22 protein-coding genes and 1 tRNA gene are annotated in these 24784 nt (G+C 69.2%); 13 read left to right on the top strand and 10 right to left on the bottom strand.

Annotation, left to right across the window (positions count from 1 at the left end):
• The 3 genes from SACPADRAFT_RS24720 to SACPADRAFT_RS0201310 form a co-directional block, all read right to left on the bottom strand.
• Window positions 1-304 (bottom strand): amidase family protein (locus SACPADRAFT_RS24720; RefSeq protein ID WP_040923764.1); only part of this gene is annotated, 304 nt, incomplete at its 3' end.
• Window positions 305-351: 47 nt separating this feature from the next.
• A complete protein-coding gene (locus SACPADRAFT_RS0201305; protein WP_007023858.1) occupies window positions 352-1674 on the bottom strand; it encodes a M20/M25/M40 family metallo-hydrolase in 1323 nt (440 codons plus the stop codon).
• Between the two features lie 128 nt (window positions 1675-1802).
• Complete coding sequence (locus tag SACPADRAFT_RS0201310) at window positions 1803-2297, bottom strand: hypothetical protein (RefSeq protein WP_007023859.1); 495 nt, start codon at window positions 2295-2297, stop codon at window positions 1803-1805.
• 423 nt (window positions 2298-2720) lie between these two features.
• Between SACPADRAFT_RS0201310 and SACPADRAFT_RS24725 the strand changes: the two genes are divergently transcribed.
• From SACPADRAFT_RS24725 to SACPADRAFT_RS0201350, 7 genes are all read left to right on the top strand, one after another.
• Entirely contained in the window at window positions 2721-4160 is a 1440-nt protein-coding gene (locus tag SACPADRAFT_RS24725; RefSeq protein ID WP_051442335.1) for an nSTAND1 domain-containing NTPase, read from the top strand.
• A 271-nt stretch (window positions 4161-4431) separates the two neighbouring features.
• A tRNA-Leu gene (locus tag SACPADRAFT_RS0201325) sits at window positions 4432-4519 on the top strand.
• Between the two features lie 355 nt (window positions 4520-4874).
• Window positions 4875-5123 (top strand): hypothetical protein, encoded by a 249-nt coding sequence (locus SACPADRAFT_RS24730; protein ID WP_233357093.1) that lies wholly within the window; start codon window positions 4875-4877, stop codon window positions 5121-5123.
• Window positions 5120-5311 carry a hypothetical protein gene (locus tag SACPADRAFT_RS0201335; protein ID WP_007023864.1) on the top strand — a complete coding sequence of 64 codons (192 nt, stop codon included), beginning with the start codon at window positions 5120-5122 and terminating at the stop codon, window positions 5309-5311. The genes SACPADRAFT_RS24730 and SACPADRAFT_RS0201335 overlap by 4 nt, the downstream gene beginning before the upstream one ends.
• 24 nt (window positions 5312-5335) lie before the next feature.
• The gene (locus tag SACPADRAFT_RS0201340) at window positions 5336-5560 is read left to right on the top strand and encodes a hypothetical protein (protein WP_040923765.1); all 225 of its coding nucleotides are present in this window, start codon (window positions 5336-5338) and stop codon (window positions 5558-5560) included.
• Window positions 5557-5877, top strand: a complete 321-nt coding sequence (locus tag SACPADRAFT_RS0201345) for a type II toxin-antitoxin system PemK/MazF family toxin (protein WP_007023866.1) — start codon at window positions 5557-5559, stop codon at window positions 5875-5877. The genes SACPADRAFT_RS0201340 and SACPADRAFT_RS0201345 overlap by 4 nt, the downstream gene beginning before the upstream one ends.
• Window positions 5878-6401: 524 nt before the next feature.
• Complete coding sequence (locus tag SACPADRAFT_RS0201350) at window positions 6402-7250, top strand: SAM-dependent methyltransferase (RefSeq protein WP_007023867.1); 849 nt, start codon at window positions 6402-6404, stop codon at window positions 7248-7250.
• Window positions 7251-7668: 418 nt separating this feature from the next.
• Here SACPADRAFT_RS0201350 and SACPADRAFT_RS0201355 read toward each other — a convergent pair whose 3' ends face one another.
• Window positions 7669-9027 (bottom strand): flavin monoamine oxidase family protein, encoded by a 1359-nt coding sequence (locus SACPADRAFT_RS0201355; protein ID WP_040923766.1) that lies wholly within the window; start codon window positions 9025-9027, stop codon window positions 7669-7671.
• Window positions 9028-9146: 119 nt separating this feature from the next.
• Between SACPADRAFT_RS0201355 and SACPADRAFT_RS0201360 the strand changes: the two genes are divergently transcribed.
• The gene (locus tag SACPADRAFT_RS0201360) at window positions 9147-10703 is read left to right on the top strand and encodes an MFS transporter (RefSeq protein WP_007023869.1); all 1557 of its coding nucleotides are present in this window, start codon (window positions 9147-9149) and stop codon (window positions 10701-10703) included.
• Window positions 10704-10787: 84 nt separating this feature from the next.
• On the opposite strand, the gene SACPADRAFT_RS0201365 is transcribed toward SACPADRAFT_RS0201360, so the two are convergent.
• The gene (locus tag SACPADRAFT_RS0201365) at window positions 10788-11351 is read right to left on the bottom strand and encodes a TetR/AcrR family transcriptional regulator (RefSeq protein ID WP_324604515.1); all 564 of its coding nucleotides are present in this window, start codon (window positions 11349-11351) and stop codon (window positions 10788-10790) included.
• Window positions 11352-11441: 90 nt separating this feature from the next.
• Window positions 11442-12614, bottom strand: coding sequence for an FAD-dependent oxidoreductase (locus tag SACPADRAFT_RS24735; protein WP_007023871.1), 1173 nt, complete (start codon window positions 12612-12614; stop codon window positions 11442-11444).
• 420 nt (window positions 12615-13034) lie between these two features.
• On the opposite strand from SACPADRAFT_RS24735, the gene SACPADRAFT_RS0201375 reads away from it, so the two are divergent.
• Window positions 13035-13787: a thioesterase II family protein gene (locus SACPADRAFT_RS0201375; protein ID WP_007023872.1), complete on the top strand. Its 753-nt coding sequence runs from the start codon at window positions 13035-13037 to the stop codon at window positions 13785-13787.
• Window positions 13788-13790: 3 nt separating this feature from the next.
• Here the strand turns inward: SACPADRAFT_RS0201375 and SACPADRAFT_RS24740 are convergent, their stop codons facing one another.
• The 3 genes from SACPADRAFT_RS24740 to SACPADRAFT_RS0201390 all read right to left on the bottom strand — a co-directional run bounded on the left by SACPADRAFT_RS24740 (window position 13791) and on the right by SACPADRAFT_RS0201390 (window position 19596).
• Window positions 13791-16583: a helix-turn-helix transcriptional regulator gene (locus SACPADRAFT_RS24740; protein WP_007023873.1), complete on the bottom strand. Its 2793-nt coding sequence runs from the start codon at window positions 16581-16583 to the stop codon at window positions 13791-13793.
• A gap of 414 nt (window positions 16584-16997) precedes the next feature.
• A complete protein-coding gene (locus SACPADRAFT_RS0201385; RefSeq protein WP_007023874.1) occupies window positions 16998-17651 on the bottom strand; it encodes a response regulator transcription factor in 654 nt (217 codons plus the stop codon).
• Between the two features lie 55 nt (window positions 17652-17706).
• On the bottom strand, window positions 17707-19596 hold the full coding sequence (locus SACPADRAFT_RS0201390) for a sensor histidine kinase (protein WP_007023875.1): 1890 nt from the start codon (window positions 19594-19596) through the stop codon (window positions 17707-17709).
• Between the two features lie 92 nt (window positions 19597-19688).
• On the opposite strand from SACPADRAFT_RS0201390, the gene SACPADRAFT_RS0201395 reads away from it, so the two are divergent.
• The 3 genes from SACPADRAFT_RS0201395 to SACPADRAFT_RS31090 all read left to right on the top strand — a co-directional run bounded on the left by SACPADRAFT_RS0201395 (window position 19689) and on the right by SACPADRAFT_RS31090 (window position 21822).
• Window positions 19689-20645, top strand: coding sequence for an ABC transporter ATP-binding protein (locus SACPADRAFT_RS0201395; RefSeq protein ID WP_007023876.1), 957 nt, complete (start codon window positions 19689-19691; stop codon window positions 20643-20645).
• Window positions 20642-21472: an ABC transporter permease gene (locus SACPADRAFT_RS0201400; RefSeq protein WP_007023877.1), complete on the top strand. Its 831-nt coding sequence runs from the start codon at window positions 20642-20644 to the stop codon at window positions 21470-21472. Before SACPADRAFT_RS0201395 ends, SACPADRAFT_RS0201400 begins: the two co-directional genes overlap by 4 nt.
• 209 nt (window positions 21473-21681) lie before the next feature.
• The gene (locus SACPADRAFT_RS31090) at window positions 21682-21822 is read left to right on the top strand and encodes a hypothetical protein (protein WP_007023878.1); all 141 of its coding nucleotides are present in this window, start codon (window positions 21682-21684) and stop codon (window positions 21820-21822) included.
• Between the two features lie 62 nt (window positions 21823-21884).
• Here the strand turns inward: SACPADRAFT_RS31090 and SACPADRAFT_RS0201410 are convergent, their stop codons facing one another.
• Window positions 21885-23078, bottom strand: coding sequence for a macrolide family glycosyltransferase (locus SACPADRAFT_RS0201410; RefSeq protein ID WP_007023879.1), 1194 nt, complete (start codon window positions 23076-23078; stop codon window positions 21885-21887).
• Between the two features lie 301 nt (window positions 23079-23379).
• Between SACPADRAFT_RS0201410 and SACPADRAFT_RS24745 the strand changes: the two genes are divergently transcribed.
• Window positions 23380-24784: polyketide synthase (locus SACPADRAFT_RS24745; protein ID WP_040923767.1), on the top strand; the 1405-nt coding region annotated here is incomplete at its 3' end.

The raw sequence follows: 24784 nt of genomic DNA on the forward strand, positions 1-24784 counted from the left end.
CGGCGTTGTCGCTGGTGGTGCCGCGGGCGAGTTCGTGCATGTTGGTCTGACCGACCACCGTCGCCCCGGCCCGCCGCAGCCGCCGCACCGCACCCGAGTCCGCGTCAGGGCGGTAGCCCTCCAGCGCGGGGGAGCCGGCCGTGAGCGGGAGCCCGCCGACGGCGACGTTGTCCTTGACCACCACCGGCAGGCCGTCCAACGGCCCGTCCTCCGCACCCGCGGCGAGCACGCCCGGCTCGCGCACCAGGACGTTGAGGTGTGCGAGCTCCCGCAGTGCCCGCACGGCATCATCGACCGACCGCATACCCGCACCGTAGGCCCGTCCCCGTGCGGAGGGCCGGGCCCCGGGGGTCAGCAGCTGCGGAAGAAGCGGTCCAGCACGCGGGTACCGAAGCGCAGGGCGTCGACCGGCACCCGTTCGTCCACCCCGTGGAACAGCGCCGAGAAGTCCAGATCGGCGGGCAGCTTCAGCGGGGCGAAGCCGAAGTTGCGGATGCCGAGACGTTGGAAGGACTTCGCGTCGGTGCCGCCGGAGAGCATGTAGGGCAGGGTGCGCGCGTTCGGGTCCTCGGCGAGCACCGAGGCGCTCATCGCGTCCACCAGCGCCCCGTCGAAGGTGGTCTCCACCGGCGGCAGTTCCATCCATTCGCGTTCGATGTCCGGGCCGAGCAGCTCGTCCAGTTCCCGGTCGAACGCCTCGACCCGCCCCGGCAGGATGCGGCAGTCGACGGCCGCCTCCGCGGTGGACGGGATGACGTTGGCCTTGTACCCGGCGTCGAGCATCGTCGGGTTCGCCGTGTCCCGCAGCGTGGCGCCGATCATGCGGGAGATGTTGCCGAGCTTAGCCACGGCGCCGTCCAGGTCGTCCTCCGGGAAGTCCCACCCGGTGATCTCGGTGACCCCGGCCAGGAACTCCCGCACCGAGTCGCTGAGCACCAGCGGGAACCGGTGGTTGCCGAGCTTGGCCACCGCTTCGGAGAGCGTGGTGACCGCGTTGTCGTGGTGCAGCATCGACCCGTGCCCGGCCGTGCCCCGCACGCGCAGGGTCATCCACCGGATGCCCTTCTCCGCCGTCTCCACCAGATAGGCCCGCACGTTGTCGCGCAGCGTGACGGAGAACCCGCCGACCTCGCTGATCGCCTCGGTGGCGCCGGCGAACAGGTCGGGCCGGTTGTCCACCAGCCACTGCGCGCCGTACTTACCGCCCGCCTCCTCGTCGGCGAGGAACGCGAAGATCAGGTCGCGGGGCGGGACGATGCCCTCCCGCTTGTAGTGCCGGGCCAGCGCCAGCGACATCCCGAGCATGTCCTTCATGTCGACCGCGCCCCGGCCCCACACGTACCCGTCCTGCACCGCCCCGGAGAACGGGTGCACCGACCACTCGGCCGGGTCGGCGGGGACCACGTCGAGGTGCCCGTGCACGAGCAGCGCACCCCGGTCCGGGTCGGCGCCGGGCAGCCGGGCGATCACGTTGTGCCGGTTCGCCCCGCCGGACTCGACGTAGGTGATCTCGTAGCCGACCTCGGTGAGCTTGGCCGCCACGTACTCGGCGGCCTCCCGCTCGCCGGTCAGCGTCGCCGGATCACCGGTGTTGGTGGTGTCGATCCGGATCAGCTCGCTGGTCAGCGTCACCGCCTCGTCGGCGGCGGCGTCGATCGCGTTCGGTTCGGTCACCCGGTATTCCTACCATCCGGGGCGGGACGGCCGTCCGCGCGCGGTGACGCGGGGCGATCCCGCCGGGGCACCGGCGGCGCCTCGACGGGATCACCGTGTTCCCCACGAAGGACGGGGGACTCAGGACATCACTGGAAACGCCACCCGCTCGTACTGCAATTGGCGTAGTCGCTCTCGCTGCGGTCCCAGACGCAGGGGTAGCCGTTCACGACGCTGTCCTCGTAGTAGTTCTTGTTGCACTGGCCCCACTCACCTGCACCCAGGCTGGTGACGCACATTCCCTCTCGGTAGAGATCCCCGTTGCGGAAGTTGTCCCAGTCCACGGCCGCTGAGGCGCCATCCGCCCTCAGATCCCGGATCCACCAACGGTCGCCGTACGCCTGGTAGCAGATCTCGACCGCCGTGACCGACCCGCAACGCAGTTCTGAGCGCGACGGCGGGGTGCCGGCGACCGCGTAGTCCAGCTCGTAGTCCGCGGCGGTCACGTCGGCGACGTCGGTGGTGTCCGTGGTCCTCGCGGGTGAGGTGGCTTCCGCCGCGGTGGCCGTACCTGTGAGCAGGACGGCGAACAGGGCGGCGAGCATCATCGTCAGAGTCGACGCTGCTGCTCTGTTTCTGCGCATCTGATGACCTCTCCTTCGTAACGACTACCGTTCGTCACCCGTCGTGAGCCGCACGAGGTTGTGCTTCCGACCTGCGACGGCCCGGCCGGCCGGGACTTCCGGCGGCGCATCGGCCGTTCGGGTTCTCCGTTCGTGCGGCCCCTGTACCGGTGACAGTCACGAAATGTATAGCTGGATCGGGTTGCCCAGTAGCGGAAGAGAACTGGACAAATCAAGACGGAATCAATTCGTGGGGGAACGGTGGGAAGACCCGAACGGCCGGTCGATCCCGACGCGGGGCCCGTCCAGCGATTCGCGTGGGAGCTGCGCCGGTTGCGGGAACGCCGCGGCTCGCCGACGTACCGGCAGCTGTCCCGGCGAGCGCACTACTCGGCTACGGCGCTCTCCGAAGCTGCGGGTGGCGAGAGGCTGCCCTCGTTGGCCGTGACGCTCGCGTACGTCCGCGCGTGCGGCGGTGACATCGTCGGATGGGAACGACGGTGGCGGCAGCTCGCCCGGCAGATCGACGGCCCGCCCCCGTACCCGGGGTTCGCGCCGTTCGGCATGGGGGATGCCGACCGCTTCTCCGGACGGGAGGCCCTCGTCGCCGAGCTGATGGCGCAGGTGCGGCAGCGACACGTCGTCGGGGTGTTCGGACCTTCGGGGTCGGGGAAGTCCTCGTTGCTGTACGCGGGTCTGGCGGCCGGGATGTCGGACACGCGCGTGGCGGTCTCGACGCCCACCGAGTGGCTCAGCGTGGGCGTGAACGACGTCGACCTGGTGATGGTGGACAAGTTCGAGGAGTTGTTCCTCCACATCACCGACCGGAGGGAGCGGGAAGCGTTCGTCGCCGCACTGCTCGGGGGGGAACACCGCGTCGTACTGGCCGCCCGCGCGGATTTCCTCGGGCGTTGTCTGGCCATCCCGGCACTGGCCGACGCGCTGCACGACGCCAAAGTGCTGGTCGGTCCGATGGCCGAGGAGGATCTCCGCTCGGCCATCGAGGAGCCCGCACATGCGGCGGGGCTGAGGATCGAGCCCGAGATGCGCGACGCGGCGCTTGCCGAGGCACGTGGCCGGGCCGGTGCGGCGCCGTTGTTGTCGCGGGCGATGCGCGAAACGTGGCGCCGACGGGAACGGGGGAGTCTGACGCTCGCCGGCTACCGCTGCGGTGGCGGTGTCGTGGGTGCGGCCCTGGCGACCGCCGAATGTACCTACGTCGGGCTCTCGCACCGGGAGCGGATGGTCGCCCGCGCCGTGCTGATGCGGCTGGTCCGGACGGGAGATCATGCCGGCGGTTCGTGCTTCCGCGCAGCGCTGGACGAGGTGCTCTCCGTCGGAAGATCGTCCGAAACGGCACGCGTGATCACCGTGTTGGCCGCCGCCCGGGTGGTCGTGGTCGGGCAGGACTGGATCGAGCCGGCCCACGAGGGGATCGTCCGGTCATGGCCGCGGTTGCGCGAGTGGATCGTCCAGGATCGCGAGCTCCTGTCCTTGCATCGCGATCTCACGGTCGCCGCCGCGCACTGGGAATCGACAGGACGCGATACCACCGCGTTGTACCGCGGTAGATGCCTGGCCGCGACCCGCGAGCTGGTCCGCCGGGACGACTGGGGCGTCGTGTCCACACGGAGCGAACGTGAGTTCGTGCTGGCCTCCCACGACCGGGAGCGGACCGGGAGCCGCCCGCCGCACTGGTGTGGGGAACGATCGAGGGCACTCGGGAGGGCGCTGGTCACGATGGCAGCGGCCGCATCCGTGGCCGCTGCGTGGCGTCGTTTCGCATCCGAGCACGGTGCCTCACCGGCTCGTCGGCGCTGTTTCCGGCAACCGGTTCGTCGTGCTCACACGGGTGGTCGTACAGAACGGATACCCGGTGCCTGAAGGCCTCGGTGGGCGGGTGCCCTCGATGCGGGTGGGTTCCGACGACACGTTCGACGCATCCGCATTCCGGCACGGCGTAACGATGTCGGCCGACCTGGAGACCCGACTCGCCTGTGACGGGGTCGACCTCGGGCGCGGCAGGATGTGATCGACAACAGCGCGGTACCCCGCCAGAGTGGAGGTGTCACCGCAGGTGAGCCCGCTGTACCCGCAATGGGCCACCCCCGGCACGCGAGCGTCAAGGCGTCCGTTAAGCTATGACCACAAGCAAGTCCGAGTGGCGGAATGGCAGACGCGCTAGCTTGAGGTGCTAGTGCCCGATTAAGGGCGTGGGGGTTCAAGTCCCCCCTCGGACACCAGTTCGTAGCAGGTCTCACACACCAGCCAGTGGCCACCAGCTCACGCTGGGTGAATTTTCAAGACACCGGTCATTCCTGTCCGTTACGGTGGGCGTGCCGCCGGTGTCCCCCTCTGCGCGGCAGGGGGGTGGTGTGTCATGACCGGGCCTGTGCGAGCGGTGTCGATCCCGCCGCGTCTTCCTGTCACCGGACCGGCCGGGGAACGGTCCGGGTTCTCGCCGTTGTCGGTGCCGGATCTGAGCTGTCTCGACGAGGGTTCGGGCCCGTGGGTGTTCGGGGCTGCCCTGGTGGACACCACCGGACGCATTTCCGAACGCCGCGTGGTGCGCGCGCTGGCTGGCAGCCTGGCGACCGGTTGACGATCACGGTCGTGGACCGGTCGGTGCTGCTGCACCGGTGCGCCGACGGCGCGTTCGTGATGTCGGACATTCCGTACGTGACCGTGCCGTCCTCGGCGCGGGCGCGGTCGGGGGTGCGGGCCGGGCAGCGGGTGCTGGTGGCCGCCGACGTGGCCCACGACGTGCTGGTGGTGCACCCACCGTCGGCGGTGGCGGCCATGCTCGCCGACTACCACGCTGACCTCGCCGGGGGTGAGCCGGAGTGAGCACCCACGAAGCCCCACAGGCAGGCGACCTCGAAGCGGCGCGGCTGCTGCTGGCCCGCCTGGGCGTCAACCCGGCCGACCTGCTCACCGACACCACCGGCTCGACCGAACGGCCGGTGCCGACGGTGGGCGAGTGGATCCCGGTCGTGACCGGGCTGGTCTCGCCCAGCACCGCGGAGAATATGTAACACAATCTGTGGTACGCTCAGGGTATGGCTACCTTAAATGTACGCACTGATGAGGCCATGGAAGCCGCGCTGCGCGCGCTGTCCGGCCGGCACCGTACCCGGTCGGAGGCGGTGCGTTACGCCTTGCTGCGGACCTATCGTGAGACACTGGTAGAGCAAGCCCAGCAGGATGCGGAGCGTCTTGCGGACGACCCGGATGACAAGGCCGAGATGCTCGCCATACAACGCTTCATGGGCGTCATCGAGTGATCTTTCGGGGAGCGATCTACCAGATCAAAGCCCTGCCGGGCGCTCGCGGGAACGAACAGCAAGGCCGTCGCTTCGCCGTCATCGTTCAATCGGACCGGTTCGCCAGCAGCACCGTCACTGTGGCATTGACCTCCACGAGGGCCGGTCCTGCCATCTATCGCCCAGAGGTCGAGCTGGACGGCAGCAAGACCCGGGTTCTCACCGACCAGATCCACTCCGTATCACCTGACCGGCTCGGCGAATTCGCTGGCACCCTGGATAATGGTGAACTCGCTGAGCTCGACCGTGCCCTGCTGCTCAAACTCGGTTTGATTTGACCCCGCACCACGAACACAAACACCCTGAGCCGTCACCGGTTCGACCGTTTCGATGGTCTCGTGCCGGTCCTCCTCGGACAGCGAACGGTTGCATGAGAGCACCCAGTAGCTGGCTCTGCGCTGGAAGGCCAGGAGCTCTTCGGCCGGGCCGGGCCGGGCCGGGCGGCTTCGGCCCTTGTTTGTGGAACCGGCAGAACTCTGCGCGATTCGACTCGACTCCGTGCCGGTCTGATCAGAAGCCGGACTGAGCCGGTGGTACGCCTACAGCGATTCCGAGGCCGCGTGGTACCGACAGGTTGCTACCCGTGTTCGGAGAGCGTTCGTGACCTGGCCGGAAATGTCGTTGTCTCGCATGGGGAGCGCGGTGTGTCCGGTCGCTGTCGGGGCTTCCGTGTGACACACGGGTCGTACAGGCTGGAACCCGGGCGCCGCACCGGATGATCGCCTTACCCGCTGGTATCCCACCCGGGGGAGGACCGGCTATCGTGTGACTGTCCGCGTCCGACATGTCACGGGAGACGACCATGGGCGAACCCGCGAACGCACCCAGCTCGACGCCGGTCGGGGTGGACCCGACCCGGGCCAGTATCGCCCGAGTCTATGATGCCGCCCTCGGTGGCAAGGACAATTACGCCATCGACCGCCAGGTGCTCGACGCGATCAGGACCGCCGCGCCCGAGGTGCGTGACATGGCGTGGGGGAACCGCAACTTTCTCATTCGCGTGGTGCGGTTCCTGGCCAATCAGGCGGGCATCACGCAGTTCCTCGACTGTGGTTCGGGCCTGCCGACCGCGGAGAACACCCACCAGGTGGCCCAGCGCATCGACGAGCGGATCCGGGTGGTGTATGTCGACAACGACCCGGTGGTGCTGGCGCACGGCAACGCGCTGCTCGCTGAGAACGAGCACACGGGGATCGCCGATGCGGACATCTATCTGCCCAAGGACGTCTACGAGCATGATCTTGTGCGCACCCACCTCGACTTCGACAAGCCGGTCGGGTTGCTGCATGTCTCCACGATCCACCATTACCTCGGTGACGACTACGCCGACGTGATGCGCGCCTATGTCGACCCGCTGCCGTCGGGCTCGTTCGTGGCGGTGTCCCACTTCTACGACCCGGAGATTTTGGAGCTGTCGGCTACGGCGCGGGCGATGGAGCGGTCCATGCTCGACAGCCCGATGGGGTCGGGAGTGTTCCGCACCGCGGACCAGATCCTGGAGATGGTGCCCGGTCTGGAGGTCATCCCGCACGCTGCCGGATCGCCGCCCGAGGTGGTGCCCTGTGACTCGTGGTGGCCCGACGGTCCCGCACTCCGCCCACTCAACGACGCCCAGCGCCTCGTCGGATGTGTGGTCGCCCGCAAGCCCTGAACCCTGTCTCGGAACACGATGATCGTGACCGGCGCGGGTGCGCGATAGCGGCGGTATGCAGGTGCGCACGGTGGCGCGGATGGCGCGGATTGTCCCGTTCCCGGGGTGGGAGCCGAGGGGAGGTCCGGAGGTGGGTGGGCACGGTCGCGACCCGTGGCGGGGAGGCGGTCGCGGATGCTCGCCAGGGTCGACAGTGGCGTTCCGATCGCAAGACCGGCTCGAATCACCATGTGATCTGCGTCGGCGGCGGCATCCCCCTGGCCGTGCGTCGTACCGGCGGAAACCGAACGACATCACTCAGCTTCTGCCGCTGCATCCGACACACACCGCGATGTGCTCCGGGAACAAGGCGTCTGCCCCGTTGATCAGCCCCCGCGCCACCGGCGAAACCAACTCCGCCCAGCTCCCACCCAGGTCCTCAGGAGACCCGGTCAAGACGGGCGGCCACTTCGGATGCTGCCCGCTGGCCCGAGAGGATCGCGCCGTTCATGGTGCCGGACGTCTCATCGGCTGTCTCGGTGCCGGCCCAATGCACGAGTCCGAACGGCTCCCGCAGGAAACGTCCGAAGGAGGTCCATGCTCTCGGACCGACGGCCGGATTCGGCCCACCAGGGGCGAATGTGTCGTTTCCCCAGGAGAAGTCGGTGTAGTCGATGGTGCGGCGCGCGCCTTCTCCGTAGAGATGGACGAGGTGTTCCACGACGCGGCGGCGGCGTTCGTCCTCGTCGCAGGCGTCGAACCCGCGTGCGTCACAGAACACCATGAGGATGCCGGGGCCGTCAGCGTCGGGGCTGACGTCGAAGGTGAGGAAAACGGTCTCGTTGTCGGACATGCCTTCTCCTGACAGTCCTTCGTCTCGCCAGAAGGGGCGGTCGAAGGCGACGAATGCCTTGCTGAGCGCTCCCAGCCGCCAGCTGCGGGCGAGTCCGTAGTGGTGATCTGGGAGTGCGGGCGTGAACTCGATCGTCGAGCGGTGTGTCGGCGAGGCCGTCACGATGACGTACCGGGCTTCGATCGTGTGCCTGCCGGTCTCGACCGTGACGCGATCACCGATCGTGGTGACGCGCGTCACGGGGGAATCGACGAGTACGCGGGAGTCCAGCGTGTCGGCGAGCCCGCCGGCCAGCGTGTGAGCCGTTCCCCGTACCCGGTCCTGCTGGTCACCGCCCTCAACCTTGAGCATGGTTTCGATCCCGCCGAAGCTCTTGATGTATCGCAGCGCGTTGAACAGGGACAGGTCCCCGACCGGCGCGCCCCAATGCACAAGGCTGACCATGTTCAGGAACCTCCTGGTGTCCTTCCGGGCGCGCTTCGAGCTGAGCCACTCGCCGAGTGACATCGAGTCGAGCTGCTCGGCACGGGGGTGCTCCCAGGGAGACGAGACCGGAAGATCGTCGACCCTCTTCTGTAGCGCGCTCAGGATGCGCATGATGTCGACCGTCGTCCACGGCGGCAGGGCAGTGATGCTCTCGATCCTGCGCTTTCCCCCGAGGGAGATGACCCCCTTCCCCCGGTGGAACTGGGTCACGAATCCGCGGCCCAGCCGGCTCGCGAGATCGCGTACGGCTGTGTGGTGCGGCGCCACCCAGGTCGCACCGGCGTCGACGGAGACGCCCGCGACCTCGGTCGTGCGGATCCGTCCACCGACGCGATCGCGGCCCTCGACGACGACAACGTCATGACCCGCCTGGGTGAGCTGATCCGCTGCCGTGAGCCCTGCGAGCCCGGCACCGACGATCACGACATCGACGGCTCGGGTGCTGGCACTGTTCATCATCGCGCTCCGTTCGTGCGTGGCCTGGCGGCCGTTGCATCACCTACGCAATACTATACTGACGAGTCAGTATAGTATCCAACCGGGAAATGAATCGCCGGTGCGGACGATGCGGAGAACCCATGACGAAGACCGACGCGGCGAACAGCGCCTTCTCCGGGGCAGACATGTCGCCCGGACGACGGTGGACGGCCGTCGTCGTATTGAGTGCGAGCCTGCTCATGCTCACGATGGACATGACGATCCTGAACATCGCCCTGCCGGAGATGGCGGCCGAGCTGCACCCGACGTCGGACCAGCAACTGTGGATCGTGGACGTGTACTCCCTGGTCCTGGCCGGACTGCTCGTGTCGTTCGCCGCGATCGCCGACCGCTGGGGGCGCAAGCGGATGCTGTTGCTGGGTTACACCATCTTCGGCGCGGCATCGCTGATGGTGGTGTTCACCGGCACCGCCGAAGCTGTCATCGCGATCCGTGCGCTCCTCGGCTTCGGCGGGGCGATGATCATGCCGACAACCTTGTCGCTGATCCGCGTCGTCTTCACCGACCCGGCCGAACGCGCCAAGGCCCTGAGCGTCTGGGCCGCCGTGTCCGGTCTCGGCGCCGCTGTCGGACCGCTGGTGGGGGGCCTGTTGCTCGAGCACTTCGCGTGGCACGCCGTATTCCTGATCAACGTGCCCCTCATCGCGATCGCCATCGCCGCGGGCCTGGCCGTCCTGCCGGAGTCCCGTGTGACCGGCGCAGGCCGCTGGGACCCCCTGGCCGCCGTGCTGTCCCTGGTCGGTATGACTTCCCTGGTCTGGAGTATCAAGCAGTTCGGTAAGGAGGCCACGCTCGCACTGCCCGGGGTCTGGACCGCCATGGCCCTGGCAGCCGTGACGCTCATCTGGTTCGCGGTCCGCAGTCTCCGCAGCAGGCGCCCCCTGCTGGACCTCAGGCTCTTCCGCAACCGCACGTTCTCCGCCGGGATGGTCGCAGCCCTCGGAACGACCTTCTCGATGGTCGCCGCCCTGCTCCTGCTCGCGCAGTGGCTTCAGCTCGTGCGCGGTGCCTCTCCCATCCAGGCAGGCCTGTTGCTGACCCCCGAAGCCCTCGCCGCGGCGATCGCCGCCGTCGCCGCACCGCCGCTGTCGAGGATCTTCGGCGCCAGAGCCGTGCTCGCTACCGGCCTCGCCCTGGCCGGGATCGGCATGCTCATCCTCGGCCTGGGAAACGGCGCAGACCTCGGCATGCCCCGCGTGCTCGCGGTCCTCATCCTGGTCGGCGCCGGCACCGGTTCGCTCGCCGTCGGGTCCGCGATGATCATGCTCGGCTCGCCCGAGGGCAAGGCGGGCAACGCCGGCGCCCTCGAAGAGACCTCCTACGAACTCGGCGCGGTGCTCGGCGTAGCCATCCTGGGCAGCATCTCCGCGCTGATCTACCGCGCCCAGCTCGCTGGCGACACCACACTCCAGACCATCGATCCCGCTTTGGCGTCCCAGGCCGAGGAATCACTCGGCGCGGCCGTCGCGATCTCCGATCAACTCGTCCTGCCCGGTATCGCGGCCACCGCGGCCGAAGCGTTCACCCACTCCATGCAGGTGGCCGGCCTCGCAGGCGGCGCCGTCATGCTCGCCGTTGCCACCCTCGTGTTCTTCATGACGCCCAAGGGCACCAGCATCACCGGCGTCGCACACTAGGTGGTAGCGACCTGGGAGATCAGGGGCGCGACCGGCACTGAGCAGCCGTTGCGTGCACCGCCGCGCTCCCGGCCACTGTGGTACTTATGAGCTGGAGGTGGTGAGCCGCTCCAGCTCGGCGCGCAGGGCGACGAGCTCGGCGTGGTCGGGTTCGAGTCCCCACCCGGTCATCATCCCGGCACCGTCGACGGCGTTGAGGATGACGGTGCGTGCCCCCACGGAGAGTCCGTCCTCGGCCATCTCGGTCTTCCAGCGGGCACCGTCCTCGGCGACGATCTCGGGGACCCCAGGAGCGTCGGCGAGGGCGGCCAGAAGGAACAGCCGTTCACCAACGGCATTGATCCCCTTACCGTCCAGCGACGCGCGGATGAAGGCACGCGCCATACGCCCGGGTGCCTGAGTGTCCTCAAGATGGGCCTGCACCGCCTGGTGGAACTGGGCCAGCACGTCACGAGCAAGCGCGAGCCACAACGCGTTCTTCGAGCTGTAGTGGTAGATCACGGCCCCGCGGGTCAGACCGGCCGCGACCGCCACGTCCTCGAGGGTGGCCCGTGCCCCCTGTGTCACGACGACACCCCTCGCGGCATCCAGGATCAAGCGCTTGGTGTCCTCGGGTCCTCGCCCCGCTGTGCGTCCCATCGTTCCCATTCTCGCGCAGTAGCACCATCGCTCGGTGATGAGTATGCCGGGAGACCACACGACCCGGTGGCGACTGAGGTCCTGGCCGAGGCAAACGGCTCATGCGTGACAACCGGCCCGCATGCGGCTGTTGAACCTGGCCAACGCCGTCGGTGCTGCGGCCACAAGGTCGCCGACGCCTCCGGCGAGCGTGGCCACTCGGCCGCGTCTCCGCGCCCCGGTGCTGAACTCTACGGTGCGGGCCGTGATGCTTTGTGCCGTCTCGGCGAAGGGCCGCCTCTCCATCTCGAATCGCGCGAAGGCGACCGTGACGTCCCCCGCGTCCCGCAGGGACTCGGCGAGCGCCTTCGCGCCCGACAACGACGCGTGCGCCCCCATGCCGGACACCGGGTCGATACAGTGCGCGGAGTCGCCCAACAGCACGACCCTGCGGGTGTACCAGCGCGGCAGTCGTACCTGAGCGAACCGAGTCAGCTTGGTGTCGTCGGACTTTCGCGCTGCCACCGCAACCGGGTGCATGTCCGGGCCCAAACCCTCGACCATGTCGCAGACCCGCTCGACCAGCATCGGCTCATCCGGCTCGGTGGGACTCGGCACGGGAGCAACAGCCATGATCGACGTCTGGTCGGTGTCCTGAAACGGGTAGATGAGCGACAGCATCCCTTCGCGGGACGCGATCACCGCACGCCGGTTGGGCAAGGGCACGTCCGCGTTGATCCACACGTGAGTCAGTCCATTGCGATAGACGCTGTGCGCCTCGGACGCCAATATCAGCCTGCGCACCGTCGAGTGCAATCCGTCCGCCCCGACCACCAGGTCGAACGACTCGGCCGAACCATCGCCGAATCGCGCCAGGACGTCATCGCTACGGTGTTCCAACGCCTCGAGCCCGACGCCCAGCCGTGTCTGCACCGTGTTCGGCAGATGCGCGAACAACCTCGACAGCAGGACCGAACGGCGAGCGAGACGCCACTCGTCGTCACTCTCGATCGTGAGTTGGCGGATTCGGTTCCTGCCCCATCGCACCGACATCGCCGGCGCCGCGAACGCCACCCGGTCGATTATCTCCTGGCCGCCCATCAGCCGCAGGACGCGGACCGACTCAGTGTCGAGCTGCAGCAGGTAACTACTCGGGTGCGGATCGACCTTCTTGTCGACGAGCACAACCTCCCACCCCTCGTGCTCCAGCCACCAGGCAGCGGCGCACCCGGCCATTCCGCAGCCCACCACAAGTGCTCGCCGACGGACTGTCCTCACCGTGTCGGATGCCATGCACTCCCTCCAAACTAGGCTGACTCGTCAGTACAGTTAATATTCGGAATGGCGTCCTGTCAACGCGGTGGCAAGTCCGGCTGCAGCGCTGGCCAGGTCGACCGGGTCACGCACAGCACGGACCGGCTCGTCTTGCGGACGGCACGGCGTGCGCGGTATCCGGAGAGCGGTCATGCCGCCGTCCACCTTGAGCGCCTTGGCCCTCAGTCCGGCGTCGGCGTTCATCGCGTCGACGACCTCGCGGGTCTGCCATCACGGCTTCCTCACCCTCGCCACCCACCTCATCTGCCGGCGCCGACTTCCCAACCGAATACGTTAGGGGCCCTATCCCACCCTTATCCGAGCTCCCGGGTGTTGCGCGGCCTCGTCGCGTGTTGAAGACTCGCGACGCCTGACCTGCGTGAAAGGACCTCTTCAGCCATGGCGAACACCAATGCGGCCGACAGCCTTTGGATCCGGCGGTTCCATCCCTCGGAGCAGGCCCGCAACCGGGTGGTCTGCTTCCCCCACGCGGGCGGCTCGGCGAGCTACTACTTCACTGTGTCGGCGGCACTGGCTCCGCACACGGAGGTGCTCGTCGTGCAGTACCCGGGCAGGCAGGACCGCAGGAACGAGCCGTGTGTCACGAGCCTCGTGGAACTCGCGGACGCGATCGCCGTGGAACTGAAATCCTGGCAGGATCTTCCGCTCGTCCTGTTCGGACACAGTATGGGAGCCACCCTCGCCTACGAGGTGGCGCTGCGGCTGGAGGCCGCCGGGGTTCAGCCGCTCACCGTCTTCACATCCGGGCGGCGCGCACCGTCGACGCACCGGGAGGAGCGCGTTCACGAACTCGACGACCAGGGCATCGTCGACGAGCTGCGCAGGCTCGACGGAACACATGGCGGAGTCCTGGACGACGCCGAGCTGCGAGAGTTGTTCCTCCCCGTGATCCGTGGCGACTACACGGCCATCGAGACCTACCAGTACGTGCCGGGTGCCATGCTGCGCTGTCCCATCCACGCGCTACTCGGCGAGCGTGATCCGCGCGCCACGATCGAGGAAGCCAGGGCCTGGGCCAACCACACCGACGGCGAGTTCTCCCTCACGACGTTTCCCGGTGGGCATTTCTACCTCGACGATCAGCGAGACGCGGTGATCTCGCTGATCACGGAGCGCGTCGGCGCGGTCTGAATCTCACGCGATGTGGCTCAGTGAAGACGAGTCACTCACGATCTCGGTTCGCTTGCTCACGTTGAGTTTGCGGTAGACCCGCGTGAGGTGCTGCTCCACCGTGCTCACCGTGATGAACAGCTTGCGCCCGATCTCACGGTTGGTGTGACCCAGCGCGGCGAGTTCGGCGACTCGGCGCTCCGCCTCGCTCAACGCCGCCAGGCCGTCGTTCTCGGTGGTAGGGTTCTCCGGCTCGGTCTGCCGACTGCCCTGTCCGTCCTGTTCGGGCAGCAACCGTGCACAGGTCCGTTCCGCCGCGCAGTTCTGCGCGACGGTGAGGGACTGCTGTGCCATCATCCGGGACCGGCCGTACTCGCCGAGCGCATGGTGGATCTTGCTGAGTTCGGCCAGCGCGAGCGCCAGCTCGAAACGATCGCCGCAGTCCTGAAGGGTGGCCACCGCCTCCCGGATCAGCGCCGGGCGCTGCTCGAGGTCCGCGGCGGTCGCGAGCAAGCGTAACGTCATCCCCCGTGCCCGGCCGGTACGGGCCAGGCCGAGCTGCTCATCGAGCATCCGTCGGGCCTCGCTCCCTCGACCGAGTCGCAGCAGGGCTTCCGCACGACCGCCGCGCCACGGCAGCACGGCCGGTGTGTCGACCTTCCAGCGGCGCGCCAGCTCGCCACACGTGGTGAAATCCGCGAGTGCGGCGTGCGGGCAGTCGGCGGCCAGGTGGTAGCGGCCCCGTGCGTGGAGGTAGCGGAGTCCGAACTTGGTCTGGAACATCGCCTCGGGTACGAGCGTGCTGAGCACGTCGCGCGCCCGGTCGAGCTTGCCCATCGCCGTCCTGGCGTGGAGCAGGGTGCTCACCGGCGCGCCGACCACCACGCCCCAGCCCGGGGCGTCGAGGCTGCGCAGCGCCGACATCGCGTGCTCCTCGGCTTCGGCCAGATCACCCTGCCGCAGGCAGATCTCGGCGAGGATCGCGGCGAACAGACCCTGCCAGGTCGGTGAACCTCGCCGCGTCGCCTCGTCGAGCAACGCGCGACACCGGTCCTGACCCAGTGCTGGGCGGTCCGCGTAGACGAGCGCGAGCAGCGCGTACATGATCGGTTCCACGGACGCGTCACCGAGCCGCACCGTCCGCAACACCTGCTCGGCGTCGCGCACGGCGGCCTCCCGCGCCTCTCCGGAGGCTCCGCTGTCCGCGAGGGTCACCAGCGAGTCGGCGGCCGACTGCCGCATGCGCTCGGCGAGCGGTGCGCCCATCGCGGTGTCGACCTCGTCAGCCTCGCACTGGGCCGGTGTGCTCGCGAAAGCGTGCCACCACTGCTGGGACGCCTGGAGTTCGAGCACCTGCCGCTCGGGTGCCTCGGCGTCGGCCAGCAGTTCGATAGTCCGGCTCGCCTCACGCAGCTGGCCGTGCCAGAGCTGGAACCGGATCAGCATCGCGAGGTGAGCCGGTTGCAGCCTGCCCTGCCGCGCCGCGTCGTTCAGCGGGGCGAGGTACCGCGTGGCCACGGCGGCCGGGTCGGTGCGCCATTCCACCGATGCCTGCAGCAGGATGATCTCGCCGAGGCACCGCTCGCCGGAACACACGCTCCTGGCCAGCTCGAGACATTCGGTGGCTCGGCCGAGCTCGTCCTCGCGCAGGGCCTGCTCGGCCTCGGCCTTGAGCATCGGCACCGCCCAGTCGCCCTTCGCGTCACCTGCGGCGAGCAGGTTGTCCACGACCGCGGACGGTGGGGCGTCTTCCTCGTGCAGCAGTTGAGCCAGCGCGAGATGCAGCTCGACCCGGTCTTCGGGCGCCGACGTGTCGAGCACCGCCGCGGGCGTCGCGGGATGCCGGAACCGGCCGTCCTTCACGAGACCCGTCGTGTCGAGCAGCCGGAGGTAGAGTCCCGCGGAACCGGCCCTGATGCCGAGGAGTCTGCCGAGTCGTGCCGGTGCGGCCCACTCGCCGAGCGCGGCGAGCGCTCGCGCGATTTCCGGAGCCCACTCGCCGGCGCGGTGCAGGCAGGCGTGTACCGCGCGACCGAACGCCCGGCCCGCCACCGGAACCTCTGTCGGTTCCGGCGGTTCGGCCGCGGCGTGCCGGTCCTCGATCAAGGCCCGTAGGATCAGCGGATTGCCCCCGCTGACGTGGTGGTAGCTCTCGGCCAGTCGCCGATCGACAGGGCAGCCGAACTCCGCACCGAGCACCTCCGCGACACCGGCGGCCGAGAGCGGATCGAGCTGGACTCGCCGATAGTGCGGCTGCCGGGAGAGCTCGACGTAGAGCACAGGGTCGGCCTGATAGCGCGACTGTGACTCAGCCAGCACCATCAGCAGTTTTGCCGTGCGCATCCGGCGCGCCAGGTACAACAGCACCTGTACTGACGGCACATCGGCGAAGTGCACGTCGTCCACCACGACCACCACGGTGCGGTCCTGCGCCAGGCGCAGCAAGCTGGTCGCGAGACCATGCACGCTGCGAGCCTGTCCTGCCCTCAGGGTCGCCGGCTCCCCGTGCTCCGCTCCGGTGTCGAATCGGACGTCGTCGAGGTGGGCGGCCGCGTCGAGTTCGACGCTGCTCGGCAGGCAGGAGCTCGCGAAGAGCTGGGACACGACACCGAAGTCCAGGGTGCGCTCGCCCTGTGATCCGGTCGCCGTGAGCACGGACGCGTTCGTCTCCGCCGCACGGTCACTGAACGCGTGGAGCAACTCGGTCTTACCAAGGCCGACCGCACCGGTGGTGAGGACCACTCGACCGACGCCATTACTACATTCGGCGTAGTACTGTTCGAGTTCGTGCAGCTCTTGTGTTCGTTCCGTTAGCACCTAGCAGTCCCCAAAAAAGCAAGATGACCGCCACAGCGATCGACGCGGCAGCTCGACGTCGCGAGACCGGTCGAAGCTCGCCAGGTCGACCTTCTGTAGGCCGTGCTCGTTGATCGGCGCAAGGAAGCTAGCACAAATAGCGCAAAAGGATGAAGAGCTTCGCTCATGAAGCAATATGGTTGCTCTGTGTGTCATCCAAGCGAGACCGTTCGGTTATGGAAAGTCTTCGAGTGGTTTCCTGGGCGCGATGAAACCGCGATCTACCGCGAGATTAGTCCGAAAGGACCAATACTTCCGGAGGATTCTGCGGCGTCGTCCACGTCAGTGGCGGCCGAGCCATCCCGGGTGACCCTCCCACGCAGCGTGGCTCCGGATAAGCGTCGCGAGCCCGACAGACCGATGTGAGAGGGGCTCTCAGGAGTGGTGTCCGTCCAGGTAGGCGAGTACGGCCAGCACCCGGCGGTTGTCGTCGCGGGAGTCGGTGATGCCGAGCTTGGCGAAGATGCTGGTGGTGTACTTGCTGATCGCCCCGTCGCTGAGGTGCAGGCGCTGGGCGATGGCGGTGTTGGAGCGGCCCTCGGTCATCAGCTCCAACACCTCCCGCTCGCGCGGGGTCAGCGCGGCCAGTGGCTCCTGGCGGGCACTGCCCGCGAGCAGTGCGGAGATGACCTCGGGGTCCAGGGCGGTGCCGCCCGCCGCGACCCGGTTCAGCGCGTCGACGAACTGGTCGCCGCCGAGTACCCGGTCCTTGAGCAGGTAGCCGATCGCGCCGTCGCCCTCGGCCAGCAGCTCGCGCGCGTAGAGCTGTTCCACGTGCTGGGACAACACCAGCACCGGCAGCCCCGGGATCTCGCGGCGGGCGGCCAGCGCGGCGCGCAGCCCCTCGTCGGTGAAGGTCGGTGGCAGGCGCACGTCCACGATCGCCAGGTCGGGACGCTGCCTGCGCAGAGCGGCCGCCAGCTCGTCGCCGGAGGCCACCGCCTCCACGACCTCGAAGCCGCGAGCCGTGAGCATGTGGGTCAGGCCCTCCCGCAACAGCGGCAGGTCCTCGGCGAGCACGACGCGCACGGGCACTCCGGTTCACGAGTGTGTCGGGTCACGAGAAGCTTAGCGCCGCGCTCCGTCAGTCGTCCTGCCAGCTCTCGCACGGCACGCGCAGCGACACCAGTGTCGGCCCGCCGATCGGGCTGTGGACGGTGAGGTCCCCGTCGAACGCGGCCAGACGCCTGGTCATCCGGCGCAGCCCGGTGCCACGGCGGGGATCGACGCCGCCGTCACCGTCGTCGTGCACGGAGGCGTGCAGCCACCCTGCCTCGAACCGCAGGTCCAATTGGACTGATCGCGAGCCGGAGTGCTTGGCCACATTGGTCAGCAGCTCGCGCAGCGTGAAGTAGACCGCCGACTCCACCGCCGCCTCCACCCGGCCGGGGAAGTCCGCCGTCACCCTGGCGTCGAGCGGGAAGTCCAGTGCCAGTGCCTGCACCGCGTCGGCCAGGCCACGCTCGGCCAGCACCGGTGGGTGGATGGTGCGTACGACCTCGCGCAGGTCGACCAGAGTGCCGGCCAGTCTCCGGCGGGTGTCGGAGACCAGCTCCTTCGCCTTGTCCGGGGAGGTGTCCAACAGCATCTCGACCGCGTCGAGCTGCATCCCGATGGCGACGAGGCCCGCCTGCACCCCGTCGTGCAGGTCCTGCTCGATCCGGCGCAGTTCGGCCACCTGGACCCGGTTGGCGTCGTCCCGGGACTCGGAGAGCCGGCGTACCTGCTGGGCCAGGGACGCCGCTCCGGTCGGGCTCAGCAGCGCCGCTCCGGCCAGGCCGTACCCGCGCAGCGCCCAGGGTGCCAGCGCCATCCCCGCGCCGGTCACCGCGAGTCCGGCCACGAGACCCCACCAGGGCGGTCCGGGCACGCCGAGCGCCGTCGTCCACGCGAGAGCCGGGTCGTAGTCCAACCACCATTGGGTCGGGAGCAGCCACAACCACGGCCATACCAGGCCGAACGCGGCGTAGCCGGTGGCGGTGACCAGCAGCGCCGCCACCGTGCCGGTGACCGGCTGGACCGCCAGCCAGGCCAGGTCCCGCCAGGTCGCCGGGTCCCGCAACACCCACTGGTACCGCTGGGTTCGCACCACCGGGGCGGGGGAGTCGAACAGCGTCCGCCCGACCAGGTACAGCCCGTCGCGTCGCGGCGTGGGCGGTTCCGGGGGCGGCAGGTACGGCTCGGCCACCACCCGGCCCGCCCACCGGGCGACCAGCGGCCGCTGCGCTGTCACCGCCGGTCGCACCAGCCGTTGCGCCCACGGCAACGCCCACGCGCCCGGGAGTAACGACAGTGCCACCACCGCCATGAGCACGAGCCCCGGCACGGCGAGCAGCGCTACCGCGACCAGCTCGACCAACGCCAGAGTCCGTCGTCCCAGCGCACGGAACACTCCGGCGCCGACTCGTTCCGGCGCGGGGCCCAGCAGCCGAGCGGCCCATCGGCCGTACCACCGCACCGCCGAGGGGCCGAGGACGGTCCCGGCAGGCACGGCCGCGAGCGTCCACGGGGTGACCCACACCAGCGCGATGCCCGCGATCACCAGCGTCGCGGGCAGCAGCGCCGTGGGCGCGGCGACGAACGGGGCGGCCAGCAGAAACGCCGAGTCCCGGCGCGTCGCCGGATCCCCGTTCAACCAAGCCACCCGCCGCTGCCAGGTGACCAGGCGGGGGGAGTCGTACAGCCGGTTTCCGTACTGGTACTGGCCCTGCGCGTTCGCTCGCGGCGGCTCCGGAGGCTCCCGGTACGGGCTGGACACCGGAATGCCGCACCAGCGCCGGAGGGCCTGTCGCGTCAGTTCGGTGACCGCACGGGACGCCGTGATCGCCGACAGGAAGCCGACCATCGCGGCCAGCGACGACAGCAGCAGGACGACGGGAGCCAGAAGCGCCAGGGAACCCAGCGCGAGACCGTGCAGCGGGGCCAGCGCGGAGGACCGCGCACGGTCCGCCGCTGGGGTGACCGTCTCGCCCACACCGACCACCCCCTTACCGCCGACCCCTATCTTTCGCCCGGGGTGCTCCTATATTCGGTCCGCTGTCCACCGCAAGAACGTACCTTGTCCGCGTGACCGAAGTCGTGGCAGTCGAAGACCTCCGCAAGAGTTACCCGCGCTCGCCGGTGGCAGCGGTCGACGGGTTGAGTTTCTCGGTGTCCGAGGGCGAGGTCTTCGGGCTTCTCGGCCCGAACGGAGCGGGAAAGTCCACCACGGTGGGCGTGCTGACCACCCGAGTGGTCCCGACCAGCGGCAGCGCCCGGGTCGGCGGTGTCGACGTGCTCGCCGACCCGGCCCGCGCGCGTAAGGCTCTCGCCGTGGTCTCCCAGCGCAACAACCTCGACCGTAGCCTGAACGTGCGGCAGAACCTGCTGTTTCACGCCGCGTACCACGGGGTGAGCCGCGGGACCCGTACCCGGCTCGCCGACGAGATCCTGGAACGCATGGGGCTGACCGATTTCGCCGGCTCGCGAGTGGACTTCATGTCCGGCGGGCAGGCGCAACGGGTGATGATCGCCCGTGCGCTGATGCACCGGCCGCGCGTGCTGTTCCTGGACGAGCCCTCCACCGGGCTGGACCCGCAGTCCCGTCTGTTCGTCCATGACCGGGTGAACGAGCTGCGCGCCGACGGTGTCACCGTCGTGCTGACGACGCACGACATGGACGAGGCCGAGAAGCTCTGCGACCGGATCGGCATCATCGACCACGGCAAACTCATCGCCCTCGACACCGCACCGGCGTTGACCAGGACCCTGCCCGGCCGCACCACGATCACCGTGACCGTGCGACTGCGGGACTCCACCGGCGAGGAGGTACGTTCCGCGTTGGGCGGCGTCACCGACGTCGAGCGCGTCGAGGAGCTGGACGAGGGGCAGTACCGGCTCTACGTCGGCGCGGACTCCGATGTGGTGCTGCCGTTCGTGCTCAAAGCGCTGGCCGACCTGAGTTGTCAGGTCAGCGACGTGTCCGTCGGCGCGCCCAGCCTCGAGGACGTCTTCATCCACCTGACCGGCCGGGAGCTGCGATGACAATGACCCAGGACAGGCCGGTGGCCGAGCCCACCGTGTCCGCGCACACCGCAGGCGACACCCGGCGTGCCTTCCTGGCCGTGCTCGGCCGTGACGTGCTGGTCACCGGCCGGGAGCTGCCGTCGTTCCTCGCGCAGGTGGTGCTGCAGCCGCTGTTCACCCTGTTCATTCTCGGCACCGTCCTCGGCGAGCTCGGCTACGTCTCCGGGGAGTTCGGCCTGGTTCTGCTGCCCGGTGTGATCGCACTCGCCGGGTTCGTCGGCGCGCTGCAGAACACCGCGCTGCCGCTGACCCTGGACTTCTCGTACACCAGGGAGATCGAGGACCGGCTGCTCGCGCCACTGCCCATGCGGTGGGTGGCGATGGAGAAGATGGTCTTCGGAGCGTTCCGGGGCCTGATCTCCGCGCTGCTGATGATCCCGTTCGGATACCTGCTGCTCGACCGGGTGAGCCTGCCGTTCGCCGCGCTCCCGCCGCTGCTGGGGGTCTGCGTGCTCGGCACGCTGCTCGGCGCGGCGGTGGGCATGACGCTGGCCACCTTCGTGCCACCGCACCGCATCGAGATCATGTTTGCCGTCATCCTGACCCCGGTCATGTTCACCGGGGCCACCCAGTTCCCGTGGCCCGCGCTCGACTCGCTGCTGTGGTTCCAGGTGATCAGCGCACTGAATCCACTGACCTACTTCAGCGAGGCGCTGCGTGGCCTGACGCTCGACGGCGTCCTGCCCGCGATGCCGTTGTGGGTGTCGCTGCCGGTGCTCGTGCTGGCGCTGGTCGGGTTCGGCGTCGCGGGCGTGCGTGGATTCCGGAACCGCGCCACGGACTGACGAGCACCGCGCAAAGGACGCAGGGAGCCGGGGTCGCCGGGTCGCGATCGGGCTCGGTCGGCTCCCGTCCCGGCAGTGCGGGGATTCATTATGGGGCGGGCCGAGGAGATTAATGACCGTTGAAAAGTTTATCTCGACCCACGGGTTCCTGGGGTAATTACCTCATGCTAATGTCACCTCGCACCGCACCGTCAAGGAAGGGAGAATGAATGGGCGAGCGCTGGTTGGGTCTGCTCGGTCTGCTCGGTTTTCTGGGGCTGCTGGGATTCTCGAATCCGTGGTTCTTCGGCTTCGCTTTGTTCTTTTTGTGCTTCTTGTTCTTCCGCATCAAGCCGAAGGAACATGCCTGACGCGTTGACGTGCTGAAGGGGCCCCGGAGGAGAAGCCGGGGCCCCTTCGGTGTTCGCGGGGGTCAGTCCGCGGACTTCAATGCGTGCTCGACGATGTCGGCGGCCCGCGGGGCCCCACCCGCGGCGACCATCTCGTCGCGGAACCGGGTGATGCTCGCGGCCGCGTCCTCGTCGGCGAGCACGGCGCGGGTCTGCTCCAGTGCGGCCTCGCCGGTGGCGTCGGCCGGAGCCAGCACGCGGCCGACGCCCAGCTCGGTCAGCAGCTCGGCGGCGTACTCGTTCTCCACCATCTGCGGCACCATGATCAGCGGAGTCCGGTGGTGCAGCGCCATCAGCGAGGTGCCGAACCCGCCGTGGTTGATGCACACATCGGCCCGCGCGAGCACCGAGTGGAACGGCAGCCATCTGTGCGCGGTGACGTTCGGCGGCAGCGGGCCCAGGTCGGCGTCGATGTCGCCCAGTGCCAGCATGGCCCGTTCCGGCTGCCCGGCGAAGGCGTTCACGCAGGAACGGAAGAAGTCCGGTTTGTCGTTGAACGCCGACCCGAGTGTGATCAGCACCAGTGGCCCGTCGCCGGGCGGAGGGGTGAACGGCTCGGTCTGGCCCGTGGTGTCCAGGCAGGGGCCGACGAAGGCGAACCGGTCGTCGAAGGTGTCTCCGGCGAGCTGCGCCGACCTGGGCAGGAACACGATGTTGCGGTCCTCGACCCGGCCGAGGAAGGCTGCCACGTCGGCCCCGGAGAGCCCGTTGTCGGCGAGCAGCTGCACCAGCCGCAGGTGGAACTCGGTGAACTTCGGGTGTCGCGGGTCGGCCTTGTAGCGCTTCGCCGCGAGAGCGTCCACCGAGAACCGTTCGTGCTGGGCGAACGTGGGAAACGTCCGGACGCCGGGAACGCCGAACTCGCGGGTCAGCAGCCTGCCGGCGGCGAACATCGTCTGGTCGTGCACCACCAGGTCGGGCCGGTCGTCCCGCAGCGCGGGGGCGGCCGCCGCGAGCGCGGCCTCGTTCTCCCGCAGGTAGGTCAGCGGCACCTGGGCCAGTGTCTCCGGCGACATCTCCGGCGGAACCGGGTTGGTGGCCACGAAGGAGTCGTACGGCACCGGCGTCGCCCCGGCGGCCGCGACCAGTCGCGCGAGCGTCTCGCCCACGGCGTAGGTGACCCGGTGGCCCCGCGCGACCAGCTCCGCGACCAGTGCCAGGGTGGGGCCGACGTGCCCGTGTCCGGTGATACTGACGAATGCGATGTGGGAGCCCACGAAGTTCACCTCGGTCCGACGGAACTGCCTCGGCGCTGACGCCACACGTTAGCACCGGACATGACGGCGCACTGAATTCTCCCGGAATTCGCGCGCACTGCGATCTCAAGGGCCGGGTGAGCCTGATTAGGGGTGTCTAGGGGTTTGGTGGGCGGGGGCCGGCTCGTAGATTCGCGAACAAGTTCGGTGCAGTCTGCCGTCACAGGACGGTGGTCCGCACGCCAGTCACCGGGGTGGGTTCTGCGGAAGGAGGGGCGGTGGTGTGAGAAGCGGTGCCTTTCCCGATGGGGCCGTGGCTGTCGTGGGGCTGGCGTGCCGCTTGCCCGGAGCCGCCGGACCGGCCCAGTTCTGGAGCTCACTGCGCGAGGGCGTCGACGCCGTGCGGGAGGTGCCCACAAGCAGGTGGCCGGATGCCGCCGCCCTGTCCGGGGGCTACTCCGCCGGTGTTCGCCGTGGCGGATACCTGACCGACGTGGACGCCTTCGACGCCGACTTCTTCGGGGTCTCGCCGCGCGAGGCGGCGGCGATGGACCCGCAGCAGCGGCTGATGCTGGAGCTGGCGTGGGAGTCCCTGGAGGACGCGGGCACGTCGCCGCAGACGGCGGCACGCCGCGGGACCGGGGTCGTGTTCGGCGCGATGGCCGACGACTACGCCACCCTGACGCGCGCGGACGCGGGCGTGCACACGCTCACCGGACTGGCCAGGGGCATGGTCGCCAACCGGGTATCCCATGTGCTGGGCCTGACGGGACCGAGCCTCACCATCGACGCCGCGCAGGCGAGTTCGCTCGTCGCCGTGTACCAGGCCTGCGCGGCTTTGCACCGCGGTGAGGCGGACACGGTGCTCACCGGCGGCGTCCACCTGAACCTGGCCGCGCTGGGCAGCGCGGTCACCGCCGAGTTCGGCGCGCTGTCCCCGACCGGCCGGGCGCACGTCTTCGACTCCCGCGCGGACGGGTACGTGCGCGGTGAGGGCGGCGTCGTCCTGGTGCTGCGACGGCTCGACGAGGCGACCGCGGACGGCGATCGTGTCTACGCGGTCCTGGCGGGCGGGGCGCTCAACCACGATGGCGGTGGAGAAGCGCTGACCGTGCCCCGAGCGGGGGCGCAGGCCGCCGTGATCCGCCGAGCGCACGCGAGCGCGGGCCTCACACCGTCCGAGGTGGACTTCGTCGAGTTGCACGGCACGGGGACCAGGGCCGGTGACCCGATCGAGGCCGCAGGGCTGGGTGAGGTGTTCGCCGGGCGCGGGGAATCGTTGCCCGTCGGTTCGGTCAAGACGAACATCGGGCACCTCGAGGGCGCGGCCGGTGCGGCGGGGCTGCTCAAGGCGTTGTTGTCCGTGCACGCGGGCGAGGTGCCGCCGTCGCTGCACTTCGCCGAGCCCAACCCGGCCATCGACCTCGACGCGCTGGGCCTGCGCGTGGTCACCGAGCTGGAGCCACTGCGCGAGGCCGGAGTGGCCGGGGTCAGCTCCTTCAGCATGGGTGGTGCCAACGCCCATCTCGTCGTGCGCGGTGTCACCCCGGCGCTGGGCACCGCGGACACGGAAGACACCCGCACCCTGGTGCTCAGCGCCCGGACCGGGACGGCGCTGCGTGATTCGGCCGCCCGCCTGCGGGACGCCCTCGACACCGTGTCACTCGCCGACGCGGCCACGACCCTGGCCACCGGCCGCGCCCGGCTGCCACATCGGGCGGTGGTCG

The organism is Saccharomonospora iraqiensis subsp. paurometabolica YIM 90007 (genome assembly GCF_000231035.2).
Classification (GTDB): Bacteria; Actinomycetota; Actinomycetes; order Mycobacteriales; family Pseudonocardiaceae; genus Saccharomonospora; species Saccharomonospora paurometabolica.

Bases quoted from the DNA above. Each gene is read 5' to 3' on its own strand.
- SACPADRAFT_RS0201310 (WP_007023859.1), bottom strand. From the start codon at position 2,297: ATGCGCAGAAACAGAGCAGCAGCGTCGACTCTGACGATGATGCTCGCC.
- SACPADRAFT_RS0201340 (WP_040923765.1), top strand. From the start codon at position 5,336: ATGGCTACCTTAAATGTACGCACTGATGAGGCCATGGAAGCCGCGCTG.
- SACPADRAFT_RS0201350 (WP_007023867.1), top strand. From the start codon at position 6,402: ATGGGCGAACCCGCGAACGCACCCAGCTCGACGCCGGTCGGGGTGGAC.
- SACPADRAFT_RS0201355 (WP_040923766.1), bottom strand. From the start codon at position 9,027: ATGATGAACAGTGCCAGCACCCGAGCCGTCGATGTCGTGATCGTCGGT.
- SACPADRAFT_RS0201360 (WP_007023869.1), top strand. From the start codon at position 9,147: ATGACGAAGACCGACGCGGCGAACAGCGCCTTCTCCGGGGCAGACATG.
- SACPADRAFT_RS0201365 (WP_324604515.1), bottom strand. From the start codon at position 11,351: ATGGGAACGATGGGACGCACAGCGGGGCGAGGACCCGAGGACACCAAG.
- SACPADRAFT_RS24735 (WP_007023871.1), bottom strand. From the start codon at position 12,614: ATGGCATCCGACACGGTGAGGACAGTCCGTCGGCGAGCACTTGTGGTG.
- SACPADRAFT_RS0201375 (WP_007023872.1), top strand. From the start codon at position 13,035: ATGGCGAACACCAATGCGGCCGACAGCCTTTGGATCCGGCGGTTCCAT.
- SACPADRAFT_RS0201400 (WP_007023877.1), top strand. From the start codon at position 20,642: ATGACAATGACCCAGGACAGGCCGGTGGCCGAGCCCACCGTGTCCGCG.
- SACPADRAFT_RS31090 (WP_007023878.1), top strand. From the start codon at position 21,682: ATGGGCGAGCGCTGGTTGGGTCTGCTCGGTCTGCTCGGTTTTCTGGGG.